Source organism: Gemmatimonadales bacterium (assembly GCA_019637315.1).
GTDB lineage: Bacteria > Gemmatimonadota > Gemmatimonadetes > Gemmatimonadales > GWC2-71-9 > SHZU01.
The window spans coordinates 52153-69297 of sequence record JAHBVU010000013.1 but is presented as its reverse complement, the minus strand read 5'-3'; the positions used below and the strand labels follow the sequence as shown (position 1 = coordinate 69297).

16 protein-coding genes are annotated in these 17145 nt (G+C 66.7%); all 16 read left to right on the top strand.

Features of this window, described 5'->3' with window-relative positions:
* The first annotated feature begins 25 nt into the window (after window positions 1-25).
* Genes KF785_12640 through KF785_12565 form a run of 16 tightly spaced genes read left to right on the top strand, consistent with a single transcriptional unit; the run spans window position 26 to window position 17143 of the window.
* Window positions 26-2392, top strand: coding sequence for a DUF2723 domain-containing protein (locus tag KF785_12640; GenBank protein ID MBX3147604.1), 2367 nt, complete (start codon window positions 26-28; stop codon window positions 2390-2392).
* Window positions 2393-2413: 21 nt separating this feature from the next.
* Complete coding sequence (locus KF785_12635; GenBank protein MBX3147603.1) at window positions 2414-3100, top strand: YggS family pyridoxal phosphate-dependent enzyme; 687 nt, start codon at window positions 2414-2416, stop codon at window positions 3098-3100.
* Window positions 3097-3648 carry a DivIVA domain-containing protein gene (locus KF785_12630; GenBank protein ID MBX3147602.1) on the top strand — a complete coding sequence of 184 codons (552 nt, stop codon included), beginning with the start codon at window positions 3097-3099 and terminating at the stop codon, window positions 3646-3648. The genes KF785_12635 and KF785_12630 overlap by 4 nt, the downstream gene beginning before the upstream one ends.
* 16 nt (window positions 3649-3664) lie before the next feature.
* Window positions 3665-6814 carry an isoleucine--tRNA ligase gene (gene ileS, locus KF785_12625; protein MBX3147601.1) on the top strand — a complete coding sequence of 1050 codons (3150 nt, stop codon included), beginning with the start codon at window positions 3665-3667 and terminating at the stop codon, window positions 6812-6814.
* Between the two features lie 18 nt (window positions 6815-6832).
* Complete coding sequence (locus KF785_12620; GenBank protein MBX3147600.1) at window positions 6833-7216, top strand: TraR/DksA C4-type zinc finger protein; 384 nt, start codon at window positions 6833-6835, stop codon at window positions 7214-7216.
* The gene (gene lspA, locus KF785_12615; protein MBX3147599.1) at window positions 7200-7727 is read left to right on the top strand and encodes a signal peptidase II; all 528 of its coding nucleotides are present in this window, start codon (window positions 7200-7202) and stop codon (window positions 7725-7727) included. Before KF785_12620 ends, lspA begins: the two co-directional genes overlap by 17 nt.
* Window positions 7672-8736 (top strand): RluA family pseudouridine synthase, encoded by a 1065-nt coding sequence (locus tag KF785_12610; GenBank protein MBX3147598.1) that lies wholly within the window; start codon window positions 7672-7674, stop codon window positions 8734-8736. The genes lspA and KF785_12610 overlap by 56 nt, the downstream gene beginning before the upstream one ends.
* 19 nt (window positions 8737-8755) lie before the next feature.
* Entirely contained in the window at window positions 8756-9097 is a 342-nt protein-coding gene (locus tag KF785_12605; protein MBX3147597.1) for a chemotaxis protein CheW, read from the top strand.
* A 30-nt stretch (window positions 9098-9127) separates the two neighbouring features.
* Window positions 9128-9490, top strand: coding sequence for a response regulator (locus tag KF785_12600; GenBank protein MBX3147596.1), 363 nt, complete (start codon window positions 9128-9130; stop codon window positions 9488-9490).
* A gap of 10 nt (window positions 9491-9500) precedes the next feature.
* Window positions 9501-11069 (top strand): chemotaxis protein CheW, encoded by a 1569-nt coding sequence (locus KF785_12595; GenBank protein ID MBX3147595.1) that lies wholly within the window; start codon window positions 9501-9503, stop codon window positions 11067-11069.
* A gap of 48 nt (window positions 11070-11117) precedes the next feature.
* Window positions 11118-11738: a chemotaxis protein CheC gene (locus KF785_12590; GenBank protein ID MBX3147594.1), complete on the top strand. Its 621-nt coding sequence runs from the start codon at window positions 11118-11120 to the stop codon at window positions 11736-11738.
* Window positions 11739-11740: 2 nt separating this feature from the next.
* The gene (locus tag KF785_12585) at window positions 11741-14401 is read left to right on the top strand and encodes a tetratricopeptide repeat protein (GenBank protein MBX3147593.1); all 2661 of its coding nucleotides are present in this window, start codon (window positions 11741-11743) and stop codon (window positions 14399-14401) included.
* A gap of 1 nt (window position 14402) precedes the next feature.
* Window positions 14403-15554, top strand: coding sequence for a DUF4388 domain-containing protein (locus KF785_12580; GenBank protein MBX3147592.1), 1152 nt, complete (start codon window positions 14403-14405; stop codon window positions 15552-15554).
* Complete coding sequence (locus KF785_12575; GenBank protein MBX3147591.1) at window positions 15547-16335, top strand: tetratricopeptide repeat protein; 789 nt, start codon at window positions 15547-15549, stop codon at window positions 16333-16335. Before KF785_12580 ends, KF785_12575 begins: the two co-directional genes overlap by 8 nt.
* The gene (locus KF785_12570) at window positions 16332-16682 is read left to right on the top strand and encodes a roadblock/LC7 domain-containing protein (protein ID MBX3147590.1); all 351 of its coding nucleotides are present in this window, start codon (window positions 16332-16334) and stop codon (window positions 16680-16682) included. Before KF785_12575 ends, KF785_12570 begins: the two co-directional genes overlap by 4 nt.
* A complete protein-coding gene (locus KF785_12565) occupies window positions 16682-17143 on the top strand; it encodes a roadblock/LC7 domain-containing protein (protein MBX3147589.1) in 462 nt (153 codons plus the stop codon). Before KF785_12570 ends, KF785_12565 begins: the two co-directional genes overlap by 1 nt.
* Window positions 17144-17145: the final 2 nt, after the last annotated feature.

The following is a 17145-nucleotide window of genomic DNA, read 5'->3' as shown; positions in this document are numbered from 1 at the left end:
TGGTTCGCCTTCATCACCGTATCTCATGACTTCACGGCCTCCCTACCGCGCCGCGCTCGTCGCTGCCCTCGTCGTCCTGATCGGCTACGTCCTCACGCTGGCGCCGACCGTCACGTTCTGGGATGCCGGCGAATTCAGCGCTTCCATGAAGATTCTGGGTATCCCGCACCCGCCGGGAACTCCGCTCTTCATCATGATGGGGCATGTCTGGGGTACCCTGATTCCGTTGGGCGAGTTTGCCTGGCGCACCAACCTGATGAGCGCCGTGTTCAGTGCGGGCGCCGCCGGGTTCTGGTTTCTCGTCATGCACGAGGTGCTGGCCCGTCTGATTCCCGGTGACACCACGCTGGAGCGCTGGGTTCGCTTGCTGGGCGCTGGCACGGCCAGTGTCTTGTCGGCCTTCGTCTTCACCAACTGGCTCAACTCCAACGAAACCGAGGTCTACTGCGTTGCCACCTTTATCATCGGGGCGGTAACCTGGCTCTCGCTTCGCTGGCGTGCTGCGCGGTCCACCGAACGCGGCCCCCGGGCACTGCTGCTGATTGCCTACCTGCTGGGCGTCTCGATTGCGAACCACCTCCTGGCGCTCCTGGCCGGGCCGGCCGTAATCGCGTTTTTGCTGGCCGAGTTGTTGGCCAACCCGGCTGAGGACGCTGCGGTGCGGCGTCGCGAATGGGCCCAGGCCGCCGTGATTGCGGGACTCTGGGTCCTGCTCCTCGGCATCGGCCTCGGCAGCACCACGATTGCCGCGGTCGGGCTGTTGATCTTTCTGGGCTGCGCAGTCTTTGCCATCACGGCAGGAACGCTGCCGTTTGCCGCGGCCTCGCTGCTGGTGGCGTTGATCGGGGTGACTCCCTATCTCTTCCTCTTTCTGCGCTCGCAGCAGGATCCCTTCATCAACGAAGCGGCGCCGGGCACCCTCGATGCGCTTCTGGCGGTGATCCGTCGAGAGCAGTACCCGCCGCGCAGCCCGCTGGATGATCCGACGATTCCACACGGGCCCGACAACCCGGGGCGCAACCTGACGATCATCGGGCTGCAGCTCCTCAATTACCTCCAGTACTTCAGCTGGCAATGGGGTAAGGCCATCGCCGCCAAGGTCGGCTCGTTCCCGCTGCAGGTGGTGCCGACGGTGATCTTCTTTGCGCTGGGCCTCCAGGGCATGCTGACCCATCGGCGGACCGACCGGAGCAGCTGGTGGTTGCTCTTCGTGCTCTGGGTGGCCACCGGCCTTGGCCTGATGGCTTATATGAACTTCAAGCCCGGGTACAGTCTGGGCTGGGAGCAGTATCCGCGGGGCGATCAGCACGAGGTTCGCGAGCGGGACTACTTCTTTGTGGTCAGCTTCGTGGTTTGGGCGTGTTGGGCGGCGCTGGCATTGGCGCAGCTGGCGGGCCGGTGGGCCGTCCGACTCAGAACGGGTCTCCGGCCGATGGCCTTATCGGTCTTTGCGCTTGCCCTGATTCCGCCCATCGGGAACTTCAAGGAAGCGGGGCGGGCACATGGGCCCGATGCGCGTTTGGCAGCTGATTTTGCCTACAACCTGCTCAATTCAGTGCCGCCGTACGGCGTGCTCTTTACCTTCGGCGACAACGATACGTTCCCGCTCTGGTGGGCTCAGGAAGTCGAGGGCATTCGCCGTGATGTGCGGGTCGTTTGCCTGGCGCTGGCGCGGACCGACTGGTACGTCCGGCAGCTTAGGGACTACCCCGAACGGGAGTTTGACCCGGCGACGGCTGCTCCTTTCTGGCGCAACTACCCGTTGGTCAAGCCGGACCGGCCGCTCCATTCGATGACGGATGACGAAATTGCCGCGGCCCGACCCCAGCTCATTCGGGAGCCAATTTCGCTCGCCTTCGGGCCGTACCGGACCACGCTCGAAGCCAACACGGTGGTGTACACGGAGGACATCGTTGCCATCCGGATTCTGCAGCAAAACTTCGGGCACCGGGCGGTCGTCTGGGGGCTGACATCGGGCGGGAAGTACTTCGGGCTGGAGCCGTTGCTGGTCCAGCGCGGGATCGGGATCGAGCTCCAGACCGCCCCGCCGGACACCGCCGACGCGAACCTGGATTTCCGCCGGTTCTTCGATGTTCCGCTGGACATTGCGGGGACGATTGCGCTGGCCGAACAGGATTACCGGTATTCCGGCCTCTTGGAGCATGGGTCGGAAGGGCTCGAGTCGACCGCCGCCGGTATTGCTCAGATGCTCGGGATGCCCTTCACCCAGCTCGCCTTCTGGGCCGAGGCGCGGGAGGATTACCCCTCCATGGTCAGATTCCTGGAGCGGGCGACCCGGTTCTCGACCAATCCGGCCCTGCGCCAGGCGCTGCTTGACGCCAGGACCCGGGCCCTTGTTGGTCGCGATTCAGCGCTTCCGAATCCGCAGTAACTCCTTTTATCTTTGGGGGTTATGACCTATCGTGGGCTGACGGATCGCCTGGCGCGTGTCCGGGAGCGGATCGCGGAGGCGCAGGAGCTTGGCGGGTGGTCGCACCCGGTCACGATTATCGGGGTGACCAAGGGCCATGGTCCTGAGGCGGTCAGGGCCGCGGTCGGCGCGGGGCTGACCGACGTTGGTGAGAACCGGGTGCAGGAGGCGCTTGCCAAGCAGGATGCGTTGCCTGGGCTCGAAGTCACCTGGCACCTGATCGGCTCGCTGCAGCGCAACAAGGCTCGTCAGGCCGTGGGGCGGTTTGCCGTGATCCATTCGGTCGACCGGCTCGAGCTGGCAGACGCGATTGCCAGGCGGGTTCCCGACGGGCAGGTGCAGCGGGTCCTGGTCGAGGTCAATTGCAGTGGTGAGGCGCAGAAGGGGGGCATTGCTCCCGAGGCGGCGGCCGATCTGGTGGGCCAGCTGCGTACCATGCCGGGTCTCGGATTCTCGGGGCTCATGACCATGGCGCCGCTGACCGACGATCCGGCTCTGCAGCGGGCCTCGTTTGCGCGGCTCCGAGACATCCGGGAGTCGCTCGAACGGCAGGGCGTTCCGGTCGGCATCATGTCGATGGGTATGTCCGGCGATTTCGCGGCGGCGGTCGAAGAGGGCGCCACCCATGTGCGGCTCGGAACCATCTTGTTCGGGGAGCGGGAACCATGAGCGATGATGCTTTCCAACTGAGCGCACACGACGTGCGACATCAGGAGTTCCACCGGGTGCTCCGCGGCTACGACCCGGTGCAGGTGGATGACTTCAAGGAGCGAATCGCCCAGGAGCTCGATCGGGTCTGGCGCGATCGGAGCGTGTCGAGCGACCGGCTGCAGAACATGGTCGAGCAACTCAAGGTCTTTCGTGACCGTGAGCGCGCCATGAACGAAGCACTGATTGCTGCTCAGCAACTGCGCGCCGAGATGCAGTCGCATGCAGACAAGGAATCCGAGGTCATTCTCGAACGCGCCCGGGCGCAGGCCGACGGGATCCTCCACGAGGCGCGCACCGAGGCGCAACGGATCCTCGATCAAGCTCAGAGTGAAGAGCAGCGCCTTCAGTACGCCAACGAGACGGTCCGCCGGCAGTTTCTGGCGTACGTCACGAGCTATCGCCGCCTGCTGGAGCGCGAGCTGGCGGAGCTCGAGGCCGTGTCGTCGACGGACAGTCGCCCGCCGGCTTCGGTCGATGCGGAAGTGACGTTCCGGCGCCCTGCCTGACCAACGAGGTTTTTGCGTGACGTATCCCACCTGGCCCGAAGGCGGGCCGGACCGGCTCGAAACCGCCTTGCTCGAAACCTGGCGGACCGAAGGGCTCTATCAGTCCGTGCAGGCGCTGCGCGCCGAGCAGCCGCCATTTGTGTTCTTCGAGGGTCCCCCGACGGCCAACGGTCGTCCGGGCATTCACCACGTTTTTTCGCGGACCATCAAGGATCTGTTCTGTCGCTTCCGCTCGATGCAGGGGCGGTCGATCACCCGGATTGCCGGCTGGGATACTCACGGCTTGCCGGTCGAAATCGAAGTCGAAAAAAAGCTCGGCCTGTCGGGCAAGAAGGACATCGAGGCTTATGGTGTGGAGGCGTTCAATCGGCTTTGCCGTGAGAGCGTCTTCACCTATCAGAGTGAGTGGGAGCAGCTCTCCGACCGCATCGGCTACTGGCTCGACTACGAGCGGCCCTACATCACCTACAGCAAGGACTACGTCGAGTCGGTCTGGTGGCTGCTCAAGCAATTGTCGGACAAGTCGCTGCTGGTGCGCGGCCACCGGGTCTTGCCGTACTGTCCCCGCTGCGGCACCACGCTCTCGAGCCATGAGCTCTCGCTCGGCTACGAAGAGGTGGCGGACAAGTCGATCTACCTCGCCTTTCCGCTGGACGATGGCTCGGGGCGGGAACTGGTGGTTTGGACGACGACCCCGTGGACCTTGCCCTCGAACGTGGCCGCGGCCGTGCATCCCGACCTGGAGTACCGCGAGTACCGCCATCCCAAGCATCCCGGGCGCTGCTTCGTTGCGGCAGCGTCCCGTGAAGCGGCCATGGATGAGATTCTGGGGGGTGGCGGGAAACTCGAGGCGGGCGCGGTGGTGCCTGGCCGGTCCCTGGTTGGTCTGCGGTATCGCCGGCCCCTCGACGTGGTCGAGGTCCCGACCGATCGGATCCATTCCGTCATCGTGGGTGGTGATTTCGTCACCGCCGATGACGGCTCGGGGATCGTGCATCTCGCGCCCGCGTTCGGCGCTGACGACTATGCCATGGGGCAGCGCGAGGGGCTGGCGTTGCTCCGTCCCGTCGGCTCAGACGGCACCTTCACGGGCACCACGTGGCCTGAGCTCGAGGGCCAGCTGGTCACCGCCGACGGGACCAACGAACTGATCATTCGCCGGCTCAAGGCCGACGGGCTCCATCTCAAGACCGAACAGTACGTTCACAGCTATCCGCATTGCTGGCGTTGCAAGAGCAAGCTGATCTACTATGCGCGCGATTCCTGGTTTGTCCGTACTCAGGCCGTCAAGGACCGACTGGTCGAACTCAACCGGACGGTAGCCTGGCACCCACCCGAGGTCGGGACGGGACGGTTCGGGGAGTGGCTGGCCAACAACCTGGACTGGGCGCTCTCGCGCGACCGGTATTGGGGCACCCCGTTGCCGGTCTGGGTGTCCGATGCGGATCCGACCGTCGTCGAAGTCATCGGCAGTTATGCGGAGCTTGCGGAGAAGGTCGGGCGCCCGCTGCCGGACGATTTCGACCCGCACAAACCATTCATCGATGCCTATACCTGGCCGGCCCCCGGCGGCGGTACCATGCGGCGGGTGCCCGAGGTCATCGATGCCTGGTTCGACTCCGGCTCAATGCCGTACGCGCAGTGGCACTACCCCTTCGAGAACCGGGACAAGTTCGAGAGCCATTTCCCGGCAGACTTCATCTGCGAAGGTATCGATCAGACCCGCGGCTGGTTCTATTCGCTGCTGGCCATTGCCACGACGGTGTTCGACAAGGCGCCGTATCGGAATGTCGTCGTCAACGAGCTGGTCCTCGATGCCAAGGGCCAGAAGATGTCGAAGAGTCGGGGCAATACGGTCGATCCGTGGGAAGCGGTGCGCGAGTTCGGCGCCGATCAGGTCCGCCTCTACCTGCTGGCGTCGAGCCAGGTCTGGCTGCCCAAACCGTTCGACCGGGCCCAGATCCCGGACACGGTCGGCGGCTTTCTGAATACGCTCCGCAACACCTACAACTTCCTGGCACTCTATGCCGAGGGCGTCGAGGCCGAGGGTGGCGCCGCAACGGAGCTCGATCGCTGGGTGCGGAGCCGGCTGGCCTCGACGGTTCGGGACGTGACGGCTGCTTACGACGGCTACGATGCGACCGTGGCGGTTCGTGCCGTGATGGATTTCGTCGAAGAACTGTCCAACTGGTATGTGCGACAGAGCCGGTCCCGGTTCTGGGCTCCCGATCGGACGGCCGACCCGGCGGCCGTGGCCACCCTCCGCGAATGCCTCGTGGTGGTGTCGCGCCTGCTGGCGCCTGCGGCCCCCTTTGCGAGCGACTGGCTGCACCGGGCCCTGGCAGGGACGTCGGTGCACCTGGCTGATTTTCCGGTTGCGGACCAGGCGGCCATCGATGCGGACCTCGAGCGGGCCATGGCCGGCGTACGCCGGCTGGCCTCACTCGGTCGCAGCGCACGGGAGGCCGGCAATCGCCGCGTGCGTCAGCCGCTCGCGACCATGCGGGTGGCGATGCCCAAGGGTGTCACGAACGGCCGATTCCAGTCACTGTTCGAACTGCTGAGCCAGGAGGTCAACGTCAAGCGGATCGACGTCGTGTCGTCCGATGCCGACCTGGTCCGCCTCAAGGCCAAAGCCAACTTCCGCTCGCTCGGCAAGCGGTTCGGCAAGCGGACCCCCGAGGTTGCGGCCCTGATCGGCCAGCTGCCATCGGAGGCGCTGCGGCGGCTGGAGGAGGGGGGAACCGCCGAGGTGACGCTCGATGACGTGGCCGTTCAGGTTCTGTCGGAAGACGTCGTGGTCGAGCGTGAGGTCACCACCGACTGGCTGGTCCAGAGCGCCGGACCGTTCGTCGTCGCGCTGGATCCGCATCTGACCGATGAGTTGCTGGCGGAGGGGCTCGCGCGGGAAGTCGTCAACCGGGTTCAGCGACTCCGTAAGGACGCCGGGTACGACTATACCACCCGGATCACCCTGGCGGTCGACGGCAGTCCGGCTGTTCTTGCGGCCGTCCAGAAGCATGCCGAACTGATTCAGCACGAAACGTTGACCCGGACCCTCGAGGTCGGCCGGGTTCTTGACGCTTGCGATGCGCGCGACGAGGCGAGCATCGATGATCACCAGGCGCTGCTCTCGGTGAGGCGACTCACCGAGTCGGCGCCCTAGTCGCACCGAGGGAGCACGATGACCAAGGAACAGCTCAAGCATCTCGAGAAACGCCTGCTCGACGAGCGAGCTCGCGTGATGAAGGAGTTGGGGCATTACGACGACACCTTCAACTCGACGCTGCAGAACTCCGACGGCGACCTCTCGTCGTACTCGTTCCACATGGCCGATCAGGGCACCGATACCATGGAGCGGGAAAAGCAGTTCCTCTTTGCGTCGCAGGAAGGGCGGTATCTCTGGCACGTCAACCAGGCGCTGCGTCGCCTGTACAATGCGCCGGACAACTTCGGTAAATGCCACACCTGCGGCCAACTGATCAGTTTTGAGCGGCTCGATGCGCTCCCGCATGCGAGGCTCTGCATCAGCTGCAAGGAGAAGGAAGAGGATGCGAAGCGGCGCTAATCCGCACCGCATCTTCTGGCCACTCGCCATTGTGTGGCTCGGGCTCGACGTCGTCACCAAGCAGTGGGCGGAGTCGAGCCTGGTTCCCTACGTGCCTGTCGAGGTCATGGGGCAATGGTTTCGCTGGCGGTTGGCGTACAACCCGGGTGCGGCGTTCAGTCTCTATCTCGGGGAGTATTCGCGCTGGATATTCCTGGTCATCGCTGCCGTGGCCGTCGTCGGCATCAGCTGGAAGGCCCGGCAGGCCGACTGGAACGAATGGCTGCGGCAGTTCGCCTGCGCATTCATCGTAGGCGGTGCGGCCGGTAATCTGGTCGATCGGATCCGTCACGCGTCCGGGGTGGTGGATTTCATCGACATCGGCGTTGGGGCGACCCGTTGGCCGACCTTCAATATCGCCGACATCGGGGTCAGCTGCGGTGCGGTAGCACTCGCGATTTCCTTCTGGCTCGAGGATGCGCGCCTGGCGCGCGAAGCCAAAGCCCAAACGGCCGAGCAGCGGTCCGGGTGAGGTTGGCCTGGCCACGCTGACGTTTTCCGTGGCCGTACCCGCCACCGAGCGGCTCGACCGCTTTCTGGCCGATCAGCTCAATCTCTCACGAACCCAGGCTGCACGGATCGTGGCCGCAGGACAGGTGCGCGTGGCTGGCGGTGTGGCCCGCGCCTCGCGACTGCTCGCGGCCCGTGAACTCGTCGAAGTCGACTTGAGCGACGAAGCTCCCCCGCGAATCCTGACACCACACCCGATTGCGCTGACCGTCTGCTACGAAGACGAGGACCTCGCGGTCATCGACAAACCGGCCGGCCTGGTAGTTCACCCGGCGCCGGGCCACTGGGACGATACCCTCGTCAACGCGCTGGTGGCTCGGGGCACCGCGCTGTCGCCGGGGACGGAGGGACGGCCGGGTATCGTGCACCGGCTCGACCGGGACACCTCAGGCCTGATGGTGGTTGCCAAGAGCGATCTGGCCCATCGGCGCCTGGGAGCGGCTATCGCGGCCCGCCAGGTGAAACGGTCGTATGCCGTGCTCGTCTGGGGGCACCTGGATCGGTCGCCCGAGCGGGTCGACGCCCCGATTGGCCGTCATGCCACTGATCGCAAGCGCATGGTGGTGCGCTCCGACGGCCGGTCGGCCCGCACCGATTTCCGGGTCCTGGCCCGGCTTCGGGTGGCCGATCTGATCCGGGCCGATCTCCACACCGGCCGAACCCACCAGATCCGGGTCCACCTGCAACATATTGGACACCCGGTCGTGGGTGATCCGGTCTATGCGGGCGGCGGGGCGCGCCGGATTACCGGGTCTGGCCGAATTCTGGCGGAACGCGTCGATGCCGCGACCCCGCGCCAGGCCCTCCACGCGGCCCTGCTGGCGTTCCGGCACCCCATCAGCGGGGCGGCCATGAGCTTCCAGAGCGACTGGCCGGCCGACCTCGTACCGGCGCTGCAACTCGTTGCAGATCAAGTTGATCCGCCTGATTGGTTAACCTATTTTGGATTCTATCGAGCCACCGAGGGGTAAGCCGACGAGCGATCGTCTCGTGGTCTGTCGGGTGGGTGACTACCAGTTCTCGCTCCCGGTGGCGGCCGTGCTCGAAGTTTGCACGGAAACGACGCTGGTTCGAGTGCCGGGGGTTGCACCTCCGGTTGAGGGTGTCGCAAATATTCGCGGTACCCTCGTTACCATCGTGCGCGCTGCCGACCTGCTTGGGGTCGGGACCGCGTGGTCCGGACCCTCGCCGTGGCTGGTCGTGCTGCGGGCGCGGGGCGGGCGGGTTGGGCTCGGTGTCGAAGCAGTGCTCGAGCTGGCGGCGGCGGATGCGTCGTTTGCTCGGCTGGATCTCGATGGTGCGTTGGACTCGGTGTTCGGCCGATCAGCCTGACGCGCCCGGAGTCGCAGGGGGAGGAAACGCGTGGCTCATACGGTGCTTGTCTGTGATGACGCGATGTTCATGCGAACCATGATTGCCGACATCCTGACTCAAGCGGGATTCGAGGTGGTCGGCGAGGCCGAGACCGGCGAGCAGGCGGTTCGCCAGTATGCTGCGCTCAAGCCGGACCTCGTCACGATGGACATCGTGATGCCCACGATGGGTGGGATCGAGGCGGTTCGCGCCATCTGCAAGGAAGATCCGGGCGCCAAAATCCTGATGTGCAGCGCGATGGGACAGCAGGCGCTCGTCGTCGAAGCGATTCAGGCCGGGGCCAAGGACTTCGTGGTCAAGCCGTTTCAGCCTTCCCGCGTTCTCGAAGCCGTTCAGCGACTGCTGGGCTGAGGCTCGGTCCGTGGACCTGCGCCGCTACACTGCGCTGTTCCTGGCCGATGGCCGGGAGCACCTGCGCCGGGCCACGGCGGAACTGCTGCGCTGGGAGAGGGACCTTGCGGACCTTGCGCCGCTGGCAGAGCTGTTTCGGGCCTTTCATTCGTTGAAAGGCGCGGCGGCGTCGATGGGCTATGGTGACGTGGTCGACCTGACCCACGGCGCCGAGCATCTGCTGGAAGCGATTCGACGGGGTGAGCTGGCGCCCTCGCGAGCCGCCGTGGCGGCGCTGTTTCGGACGGTGGATCTGCTCGATCAGGGGCTCGAACCGGCAACGGCCGGGGTTCCGATCCCGGAAGCCGACCAGATCGTGGCGGCGCTGGCACGGCTGGTGTCCACCAGCAGCCCCGTAGCGGCACCCGCGGCGGAAGCGGCGTCTGCCCCGACGCCGATGCGCACTGACCGTCGGCCGGTCCGGGTCGATCCGGATCGTCTCGACGACCTGCTGCAGACGGCCGGCGAGCTGGTCGTGGCGCGCAATCGCCTGGCCAATCTCGTGGCGGCGCGGACGGATCCGGAGCTGGAGGTGGTCTCGGGGCAGGTGGATTCGCTGGTCCGGTCGCTCCACAGTCTCGTCATCAAGGCCAGACTGGCGCCGGTTTCGGAGCTGTTCGGCCGGTTTCCCCGGGTGGTGCGCGACTTGGCGGAATCCCTCGGAAAGTCGGCCCGCCTCGAGCTCGGCGGTGAGGGCATCGAACTCGATCGAGCCATGCTGGAGGAGTTGGTCGAACCGCTGATCCACTTGCTGCGGAACGCCGTGGATCACGGGGTCGAGCCGGTGGCCGCTCGGGTTGCTGCCGGCAAGCCGCCCGAGGCGCGGCTCCGGCTGGGTGCAGGACGGCGGCGTGAGTGGATCGTGATTCGACTCGAGGACGATGGGCGCGGAATCGATCGCGATGCGGTCATCGGGCGCGCACGGGAGCGCGGGCTCCTGTCGGGAGGGGCGGATGCCCTGTCGGACGCCGAGGTGCTGCAGCTGCTGGTGCGTCCGGGGTTCTCCACCAAGGCCCAGGTGACCGAGGTGTCCGGCCGCGGGGTTGGTCTCGACGTGGTGGCCTCCAAGGTTCGTGGGCTGGGCGGGTCGCTGACGCTGCGGTCGGAACCCGGTCGGGGCTCCGTCTTCGAGATCACGGTGCCGCTCACCACCGCGGTCCAGCGCGTCCTGCTGGTCGGCGCAGACGGCGAACGGTACGCCATTCCGTTTCGCCTGGTGCGCGAGGCGATCGTGCCGGGCCGGACCGAGACCGTTGCGGGGAACGGGCGTTTCGCGTTTCGGGATCGGTCGGTGCCGTTCGTCGACCTGGCCGAGCTGGTCGGACGGCGTCAAACCGTTGCGCCGAACCGCCGGCCGGTGCTGGTGCTCGAGTGGGGCAGTCGCGATGGCGCGGTAGCGGTCGACGCGCTCCTTGGTCAGCATGATGTGCTGCTGGAACGGATCGAGGCGCCTGACTCCCTCCCCGGGTGGGTCAGCGGCGCCACAATTCTGGCGGACGGCGCTCCGGCCTTCGTGCTGGACCCGACAGGGTTTTTCTGATGCGGTCGGCGGCGGACCTGATGGCGCGGCCTCAGAGCGGAGGATAGGATGATCGATGCAAGGGAAATGACCGCAGCCGAGCGTGATGCGCTCCGGGAAATCGCCAACATCGGCGCGGGGCATGCCGCGACCGCACTGTCGCAGATGACCGGTCGGACCATCATGATCGACGTCCCGCAGGTGGATGTGAAGCGGCTGGAGGAGGCTGCGGAGCTGCTGGGTCCCGCCGACACGATCATTGCCGCAGTGCTGATGCACATGATGGGCGACCTGACCGGCCGGACGCTGCTGGTCTTTCCGGAAAGCTCCGCGCGCACACTCTGCGGCATCCTGCTGCGCTCGCCGAGTGGCGGCCCGGGGTTCACGGAAATGGAACGCTCCACGGTGATGGAAACCGGCAACATCCTTTGCAGCGCCTATCTCAACGCGCTCTCGGATTTCATGGGAATGATGCTGGTACCCTCGGTCCCGGCACTGGTGGTCGATCAGGCCGGCGCCGTGCTGACGACGGCCTATCTCAACTTCGGCCACTCCCGCGACCACGTCATCTGCGTCGAGACGGCCTTTCGGATTGCCGGTTCCGATGAATCGGTCAACGGCCAGTTCATCCTGATGCCGGATGTGGCGTCGCTGACGGCCATTTTCGACTCGATTCGTCCCGCTCGATAGCCATGGCCCATCAGGCGACGTCCGAACGCGACCTGGGAGTGCTTCGCTCCCTGGCACGGCGGATCGATCCGTCTGATTCTGGTGCGCATAACAACCTCGGGGTCCTCTACTACGATCGCGGGATGGTGGCCGAGTCGATCGCCGCCTTCAGCCGGGCGCTCGAACTCGATCCGCATATGCGGGTGGCGCAGGAGAACCTCGACACGGTTCAGCGCGAGACCGGCTACTACGATCGCCGGATCGGCGAGCTGCGGGAGGGGATTGCCCGGCGCCCGGATGATCGCCAGCTGCGCCTGGAGCTGGGCCGGATCTATCTGGCGCTCAACCAGTACGAGCGCGCCACCGAGCAGTTCGAAGACCTGCTGCGCAGCAACCCCAGGGACGGCACCGCACTGGTGCAGCTCGGGCTGGTCGAGCAGGCCCGCGGTCGTCACGATCTGGCCACCGAATGGTTCCAGCGAGCGGTCGAGATCGATCCGCGGAGTACGGTGGCCCGGCTCTATCTCGGCCAGGCCCTCTACAATCGCGGCCTGGTCGACGGGGCGCTGACCGTCCTGACCGAGGCCGCCGGGATCAATCCCGAGCACGCCGACGTTCAGTATCTGCTTGGGTTCGTCTATGGCGATCTCGGTTTTCATGACGCAGCCCGGACCGCCACACGTCGCGCCGTGACGCTCAATCCGTCGCTCGGGTCGGCCCAGGCGAACCTGCGGATCAATCAGGCGCGACCGGCCGGCCGTGAGTCGGTCCAGCCTTCGGTTGCCACCGGCCCGAGCGAAGCCCATCTCAATCTCGCGGTCGCATTCCGGAGGCGGGGCTACTTCGTCGAAGCGCTTCGGGAGTATCGCCTGGCCCTCGAAGCCGGCGAGGACGAGCGTCCGGCACTCGAGGGCATGGCCGAGATCCACCTGCTGCAGCGGGAAACGGGTGAGGCGCTCGAGCTCTACCGCCGATTGCTCGAACAGGACCCGGAGAACCCCAAGCTCTGGAACGAGCGGGGCGTGGTGCTGCATCAGGCGGGTCGCCGCGCCGAGGCGCGGGCGGCCTATGAGGAGGCCGTTCGGCTCGATCCCGATGCGGCGCTTGCCTGGAACAACCTGGCCGTGCTGCTGGCAGCGGAGCAGGAAGGGGAGCCGGCGCGTGCGGCGTTCGAGCGCGCGGTGGCGGCAAACGGAAGTCTGCAAACGGCCCGGCTCAATCTGGCGCTGTTCCACTTTCATCGCCAGCGTTTCCAGGCTGCCCTCGACGGCTATCGTAGCGTGCTTGCCGTCGATCCGGAGCATGCCATTGCCTGGAATGGCATCGGCCTGGTGCTGATGGAGCTGAAGCGGTACCCGGATGCTCGCAACGCCTTCGGACGGGCGGTGGAGGCCGACCCGAGCTGCGCACCTGCCCACTACAACCTCGGCTTTGCGCTGAGCCAGCTCGGCGCTTTCGACGAGGCCTTGCGGGAAACCCGTCGCGCGCTCGAGATCGATCCGTTCTACGTGCCCCAGAAGTACGCGCTGTCGATCGAGCTGCAGTTCAGCGAGACCTCCGTCGGCATCGTTCCGAACCTGGCGGCAGACGTCACGCTGGAGGCGGTTGGAGAGGACTTCACTTTCGATCCCGCCGTGCTCGACGACCTGTTCGTCGCCCTGGTGCCGGATGAGGCCGCCGCCGCGGCCGCGATCGACCCCTTTGCGGTGGCGCGCGATCTGATTGCCAAGGGGCTGCTCGAGTCGGCTGCGGCTGAAGTGCACCGCACCTTGCGGCGGGGTGGCGCGGCCGGACCGGGCATTGCGCTGCTCGGGGAAATTTTTGCCCGCCGGGGCCTGCATGGCGAGGCGCTCGAACGCTTTCGCCAGGCCAGGCAGGAACTGCCCGAGGATCCGGCCGTACTCCGCGGAGAGGCCGCAGCGCTGCTGGCGCTGGGTCGCGCGGAGGAAGCGCGGGCCTTGGCCGACGGGCTGGTTCGGATCAGGCCGGACGAGCCGGAGCCGCTCGAACTCCGGGCTCGCGCCCGACTCGCCATGAACGACCTCCACGGTGCTCAGGACGACGCCTTGGGGGCCATCGCGCTGGCGCCGGCCCGTGCCGACCTGCTGGTGTTGCGCGGCCGGATCGGACGCCAGCTGGGCGATTCCGATGAGGCCCTGATGGCGCTCCAGGCGGCGGTCGCACTCGACCCCGGTCACGTGCAGGCCTGGTTCGAAAGCGGGCTGGTACGTGAGGAACGCCGCGAGCTCGGCCTGGCCCAGGCCGCCTACGAGCGGGCGCTCGCCGTTCTGCCCACCTACCTCGATGCGGGGCTGGCGCTCGGCGAACTGCTGCGCCGGCAGCGGAAAACCGCCGACGCGATCAAGCTGCTGATCGACCTCCTGCTGGTCGAGCCCTATGCCACCGACGCCCTGGTCCTGCTCGGCCGCTCGCTGGCCGACGAGCGCCGCCATCGCGACGCGCTGACCGCCTTTACCCGGGTGCTCAAGTTTGTCCCCGATCAGGCCACCGCGCGCTTCCATCGCGGAATGTCGCTCGCTGCGCTGGGCCGGTTTGCCGATGCGCTGGACGAGTGGGAGCAGGTCATTCAGGGCAATCCGACGGGGCCCCTGGCCGCCGCGGCGCGGGCCGAAGCCCGGTCGACTCGGGATCTGATGCATATCCTCCAGCCGGTCGAGGCCTGAGATGGCGATTCAGGGTCCGCTTCGGGAACTCGGCATCCATGATGTCTTTCAGTTGCTCGATCTTGGCAAGAAGACGGGACGTCTTCGGGTCGTTTCGGAACTGCGCCACAATGAGGGCACCATCTGGTTTCATGAGGCCGGGATCGTGGCGGCCTCGATTCGCTCGAATCCGCACATGTTGGGGCAGCACCTCGTCCGCGCCGGCCGGATTGCCAGCGAGGACCTGACTCGGGCTCAGGCACTCCAGGCAGGCGGGGATCAGCGCCGGATCGGCGCGATTCTGGTGGCGATCGGCGCGATCACGACGAAGGAACTGGCGGTCCAGGTTCGGGCGCAGATCGAGGAAGTCGTGTTTACGATGCTCGGCTGGTCCGAAGGGTATTTCGTCTTCGAAGAAGCCGCCGCCGAGACGATTCCGCGGGAGGCGGACGTCCGGATTTCCGTCGAAGCGCTGTTGCTCGAAGGTGCGCGGCGGATCGACGAGTGGTCCCGGATCCGGGCCAGGGTCCCTCACCTGGGTGTGATCCCTCGGATTACCGCCTTGCCGGAAGGGGAACCAGGCAGCCTCGTTCTCAATCCGTTCGAGTGGCGGGTACTGACGGTTGCCGACGGGACGCGTGACCTCCAGGAGATGGCCACCCTGCTGAGCGAGCCGGAGTTCGACGTGGCCCGCGCCGTCTTCGGGTTGTCGGCCGCCGGGGTGCTCACACTCCGTGATCCCATCAAGGAGACCACCCAGGCGGCCCCGCGCGCCGATGCCCACTCGCTCTTATCCGAGGCCGAGCGCCAGCTGCAGGCCCGTCACGGCGAGGCAGCGCTCACGATTGCCCAAGCCGCGGTCGCCGCCTTTCCGGACGACGCCGAGACGCACCTGATGCTGGGCCGGGTCTTCCTGGCCGAACGGCGCTACACCCAGGCCGAGACGGCGTTCCGGGAAGCGGTGCGTTTGGATCCAGCCTCGCCCAAGGCGCTCCGGCTCCTGTCATGGGCGCTGATGGGCGCGGGGCGGCTGGACGAGGCGGTCCATGGCTTTGAAGCGTGGCTGGCGTTACCCTCGTTAGGTTCCGAGGAAGAGCGGAAGGTCGTGACAGTCGGCGCAGCCATTCCGGCGGCGCGTCAGCTGGCGACCCTGCTGCGAGAGAATCATGACTGACGATATTGCCGCCATGACGCTCGAGCTGGCCTCCGACCCGGCCAGTCTGGTCTTTCTGCGCCTCGCTGAAGCGCTGCGCCGCCGGGGCCAGCTCGATGCGGCCCTGACCGTGGCAAGTCGGGGTGTGGCCCGCTATCCCAACGTGGCAGACGCGCACGACCTGCTGGCCCGGATCCAGTCGGACCGGAGCGAGGGCGATGCCGCATTCGATGCCTGGACCACCGTCCTGCGCCTCGATGCCGATCATCTCGGCGCGCACAAAGGGCTCGCCTTCCTGGCCTTTCGGAGCGGCGATCTCGGTCGGAGCGTTCGCCACTTGTCGCGCGCCCTCGAACTTGCCCCGGACGACACCACGCTGGCCTCGGCGATCGAGCGGATCCGCTCCATGATGGCGACGCGGGTGGCGCAGGTCGAAGCCGATCCCAATCCGGTGCCGATGACTTCGGCGCCTGCACCGACACCCAGTCTGCTCTTCGATCAGCAGGGGCGGGTCCTGCGCGGAGAGCTCGCTCGCGCCGACGGGGTCGATGCCAGCGAGGCGGTTGCGGCGGCGCTCGCCGGCGTGTCGCGTGAGGCTGACCGAGCCACCCGGATGCTCGAGCTGGGCGAGTGGAAGGCCATTGCGATCGAGAGCGGCGCGGTCAACTACGAGCTGCGCACACCCACGCCGGAGACGCTGCTCCTCGTCATGCGAGGCCGGGAAGTGCCGGCGGGTCGCCTGGCTCGGATTGCGGACCGAGCCGCCCGGGACGCCCGCCGCTGGCTGGAGGCGCTCGAATGATCGGCCGCGAACACCTGATGCTCGAGGACATTACCCGGGTGGCGGGCGTCCGGAGCGCGATCCTCGTTTCCATCGAGGACGGTCTTGTCGTGGCCGAAGCGGCGTTGGAAGGCCAGGCCACCGAGGCGGCCGCGGCCTTCGCTGCTCGCCTGGCCCAGCGACTCGGCGTGCTGACCCGCACCCTCCATACCCCTCCGATGAGCGTCCTGCTGCTGCAGGCAACGGCGGGGCAGCTCTTCGTCGTGGCGGGTGGGGATGGGCTGCTGCTCGTGGCGGTCACCGGCAATGATGTCAATATCGGCGAGGTCCGGCTCGCCCTGCTCGATGCGGCAGGCAAGTTGAGCTGATGCGAACCATCGAACCCTGGGTCGCGTCGCCGTTGGCGACGTTCGTGGCCGAGTCGCAGGTGCGCATCGCGCTGCTGATGACGTCCTCGGGGCAGGTCGTGGCGCAGCATGGGTTCACCCGGTCACTCGATGTCATGACGGCAGCTGCGCTGGGCGCCGGGATCGTGGCGTCGACCCGCGCGATTGCCTCGGAAATGCAGGCCGGCGAGTTCGGCGCGGTGGTGCACCACAACCCGCGGACCGGCGTCTATCTGGCGCCCTTTGCCATGCCGGATGCGCAGTGGATCGGTTTGGCCGTGTTCGGACCCGACACCTCGCTCGGGATGGTTCAGCTGTTCTTCGGTCGGATGATCGACGATCTCGTCAAAGTCGCCCCGCGCGACCCGCCGCCGCGGCAGGTGCTGGCCGAAACGTTCGAGGACGATCTCGACTCGAGCCTCCGCGCGCTCTTCGGACGGTAGAT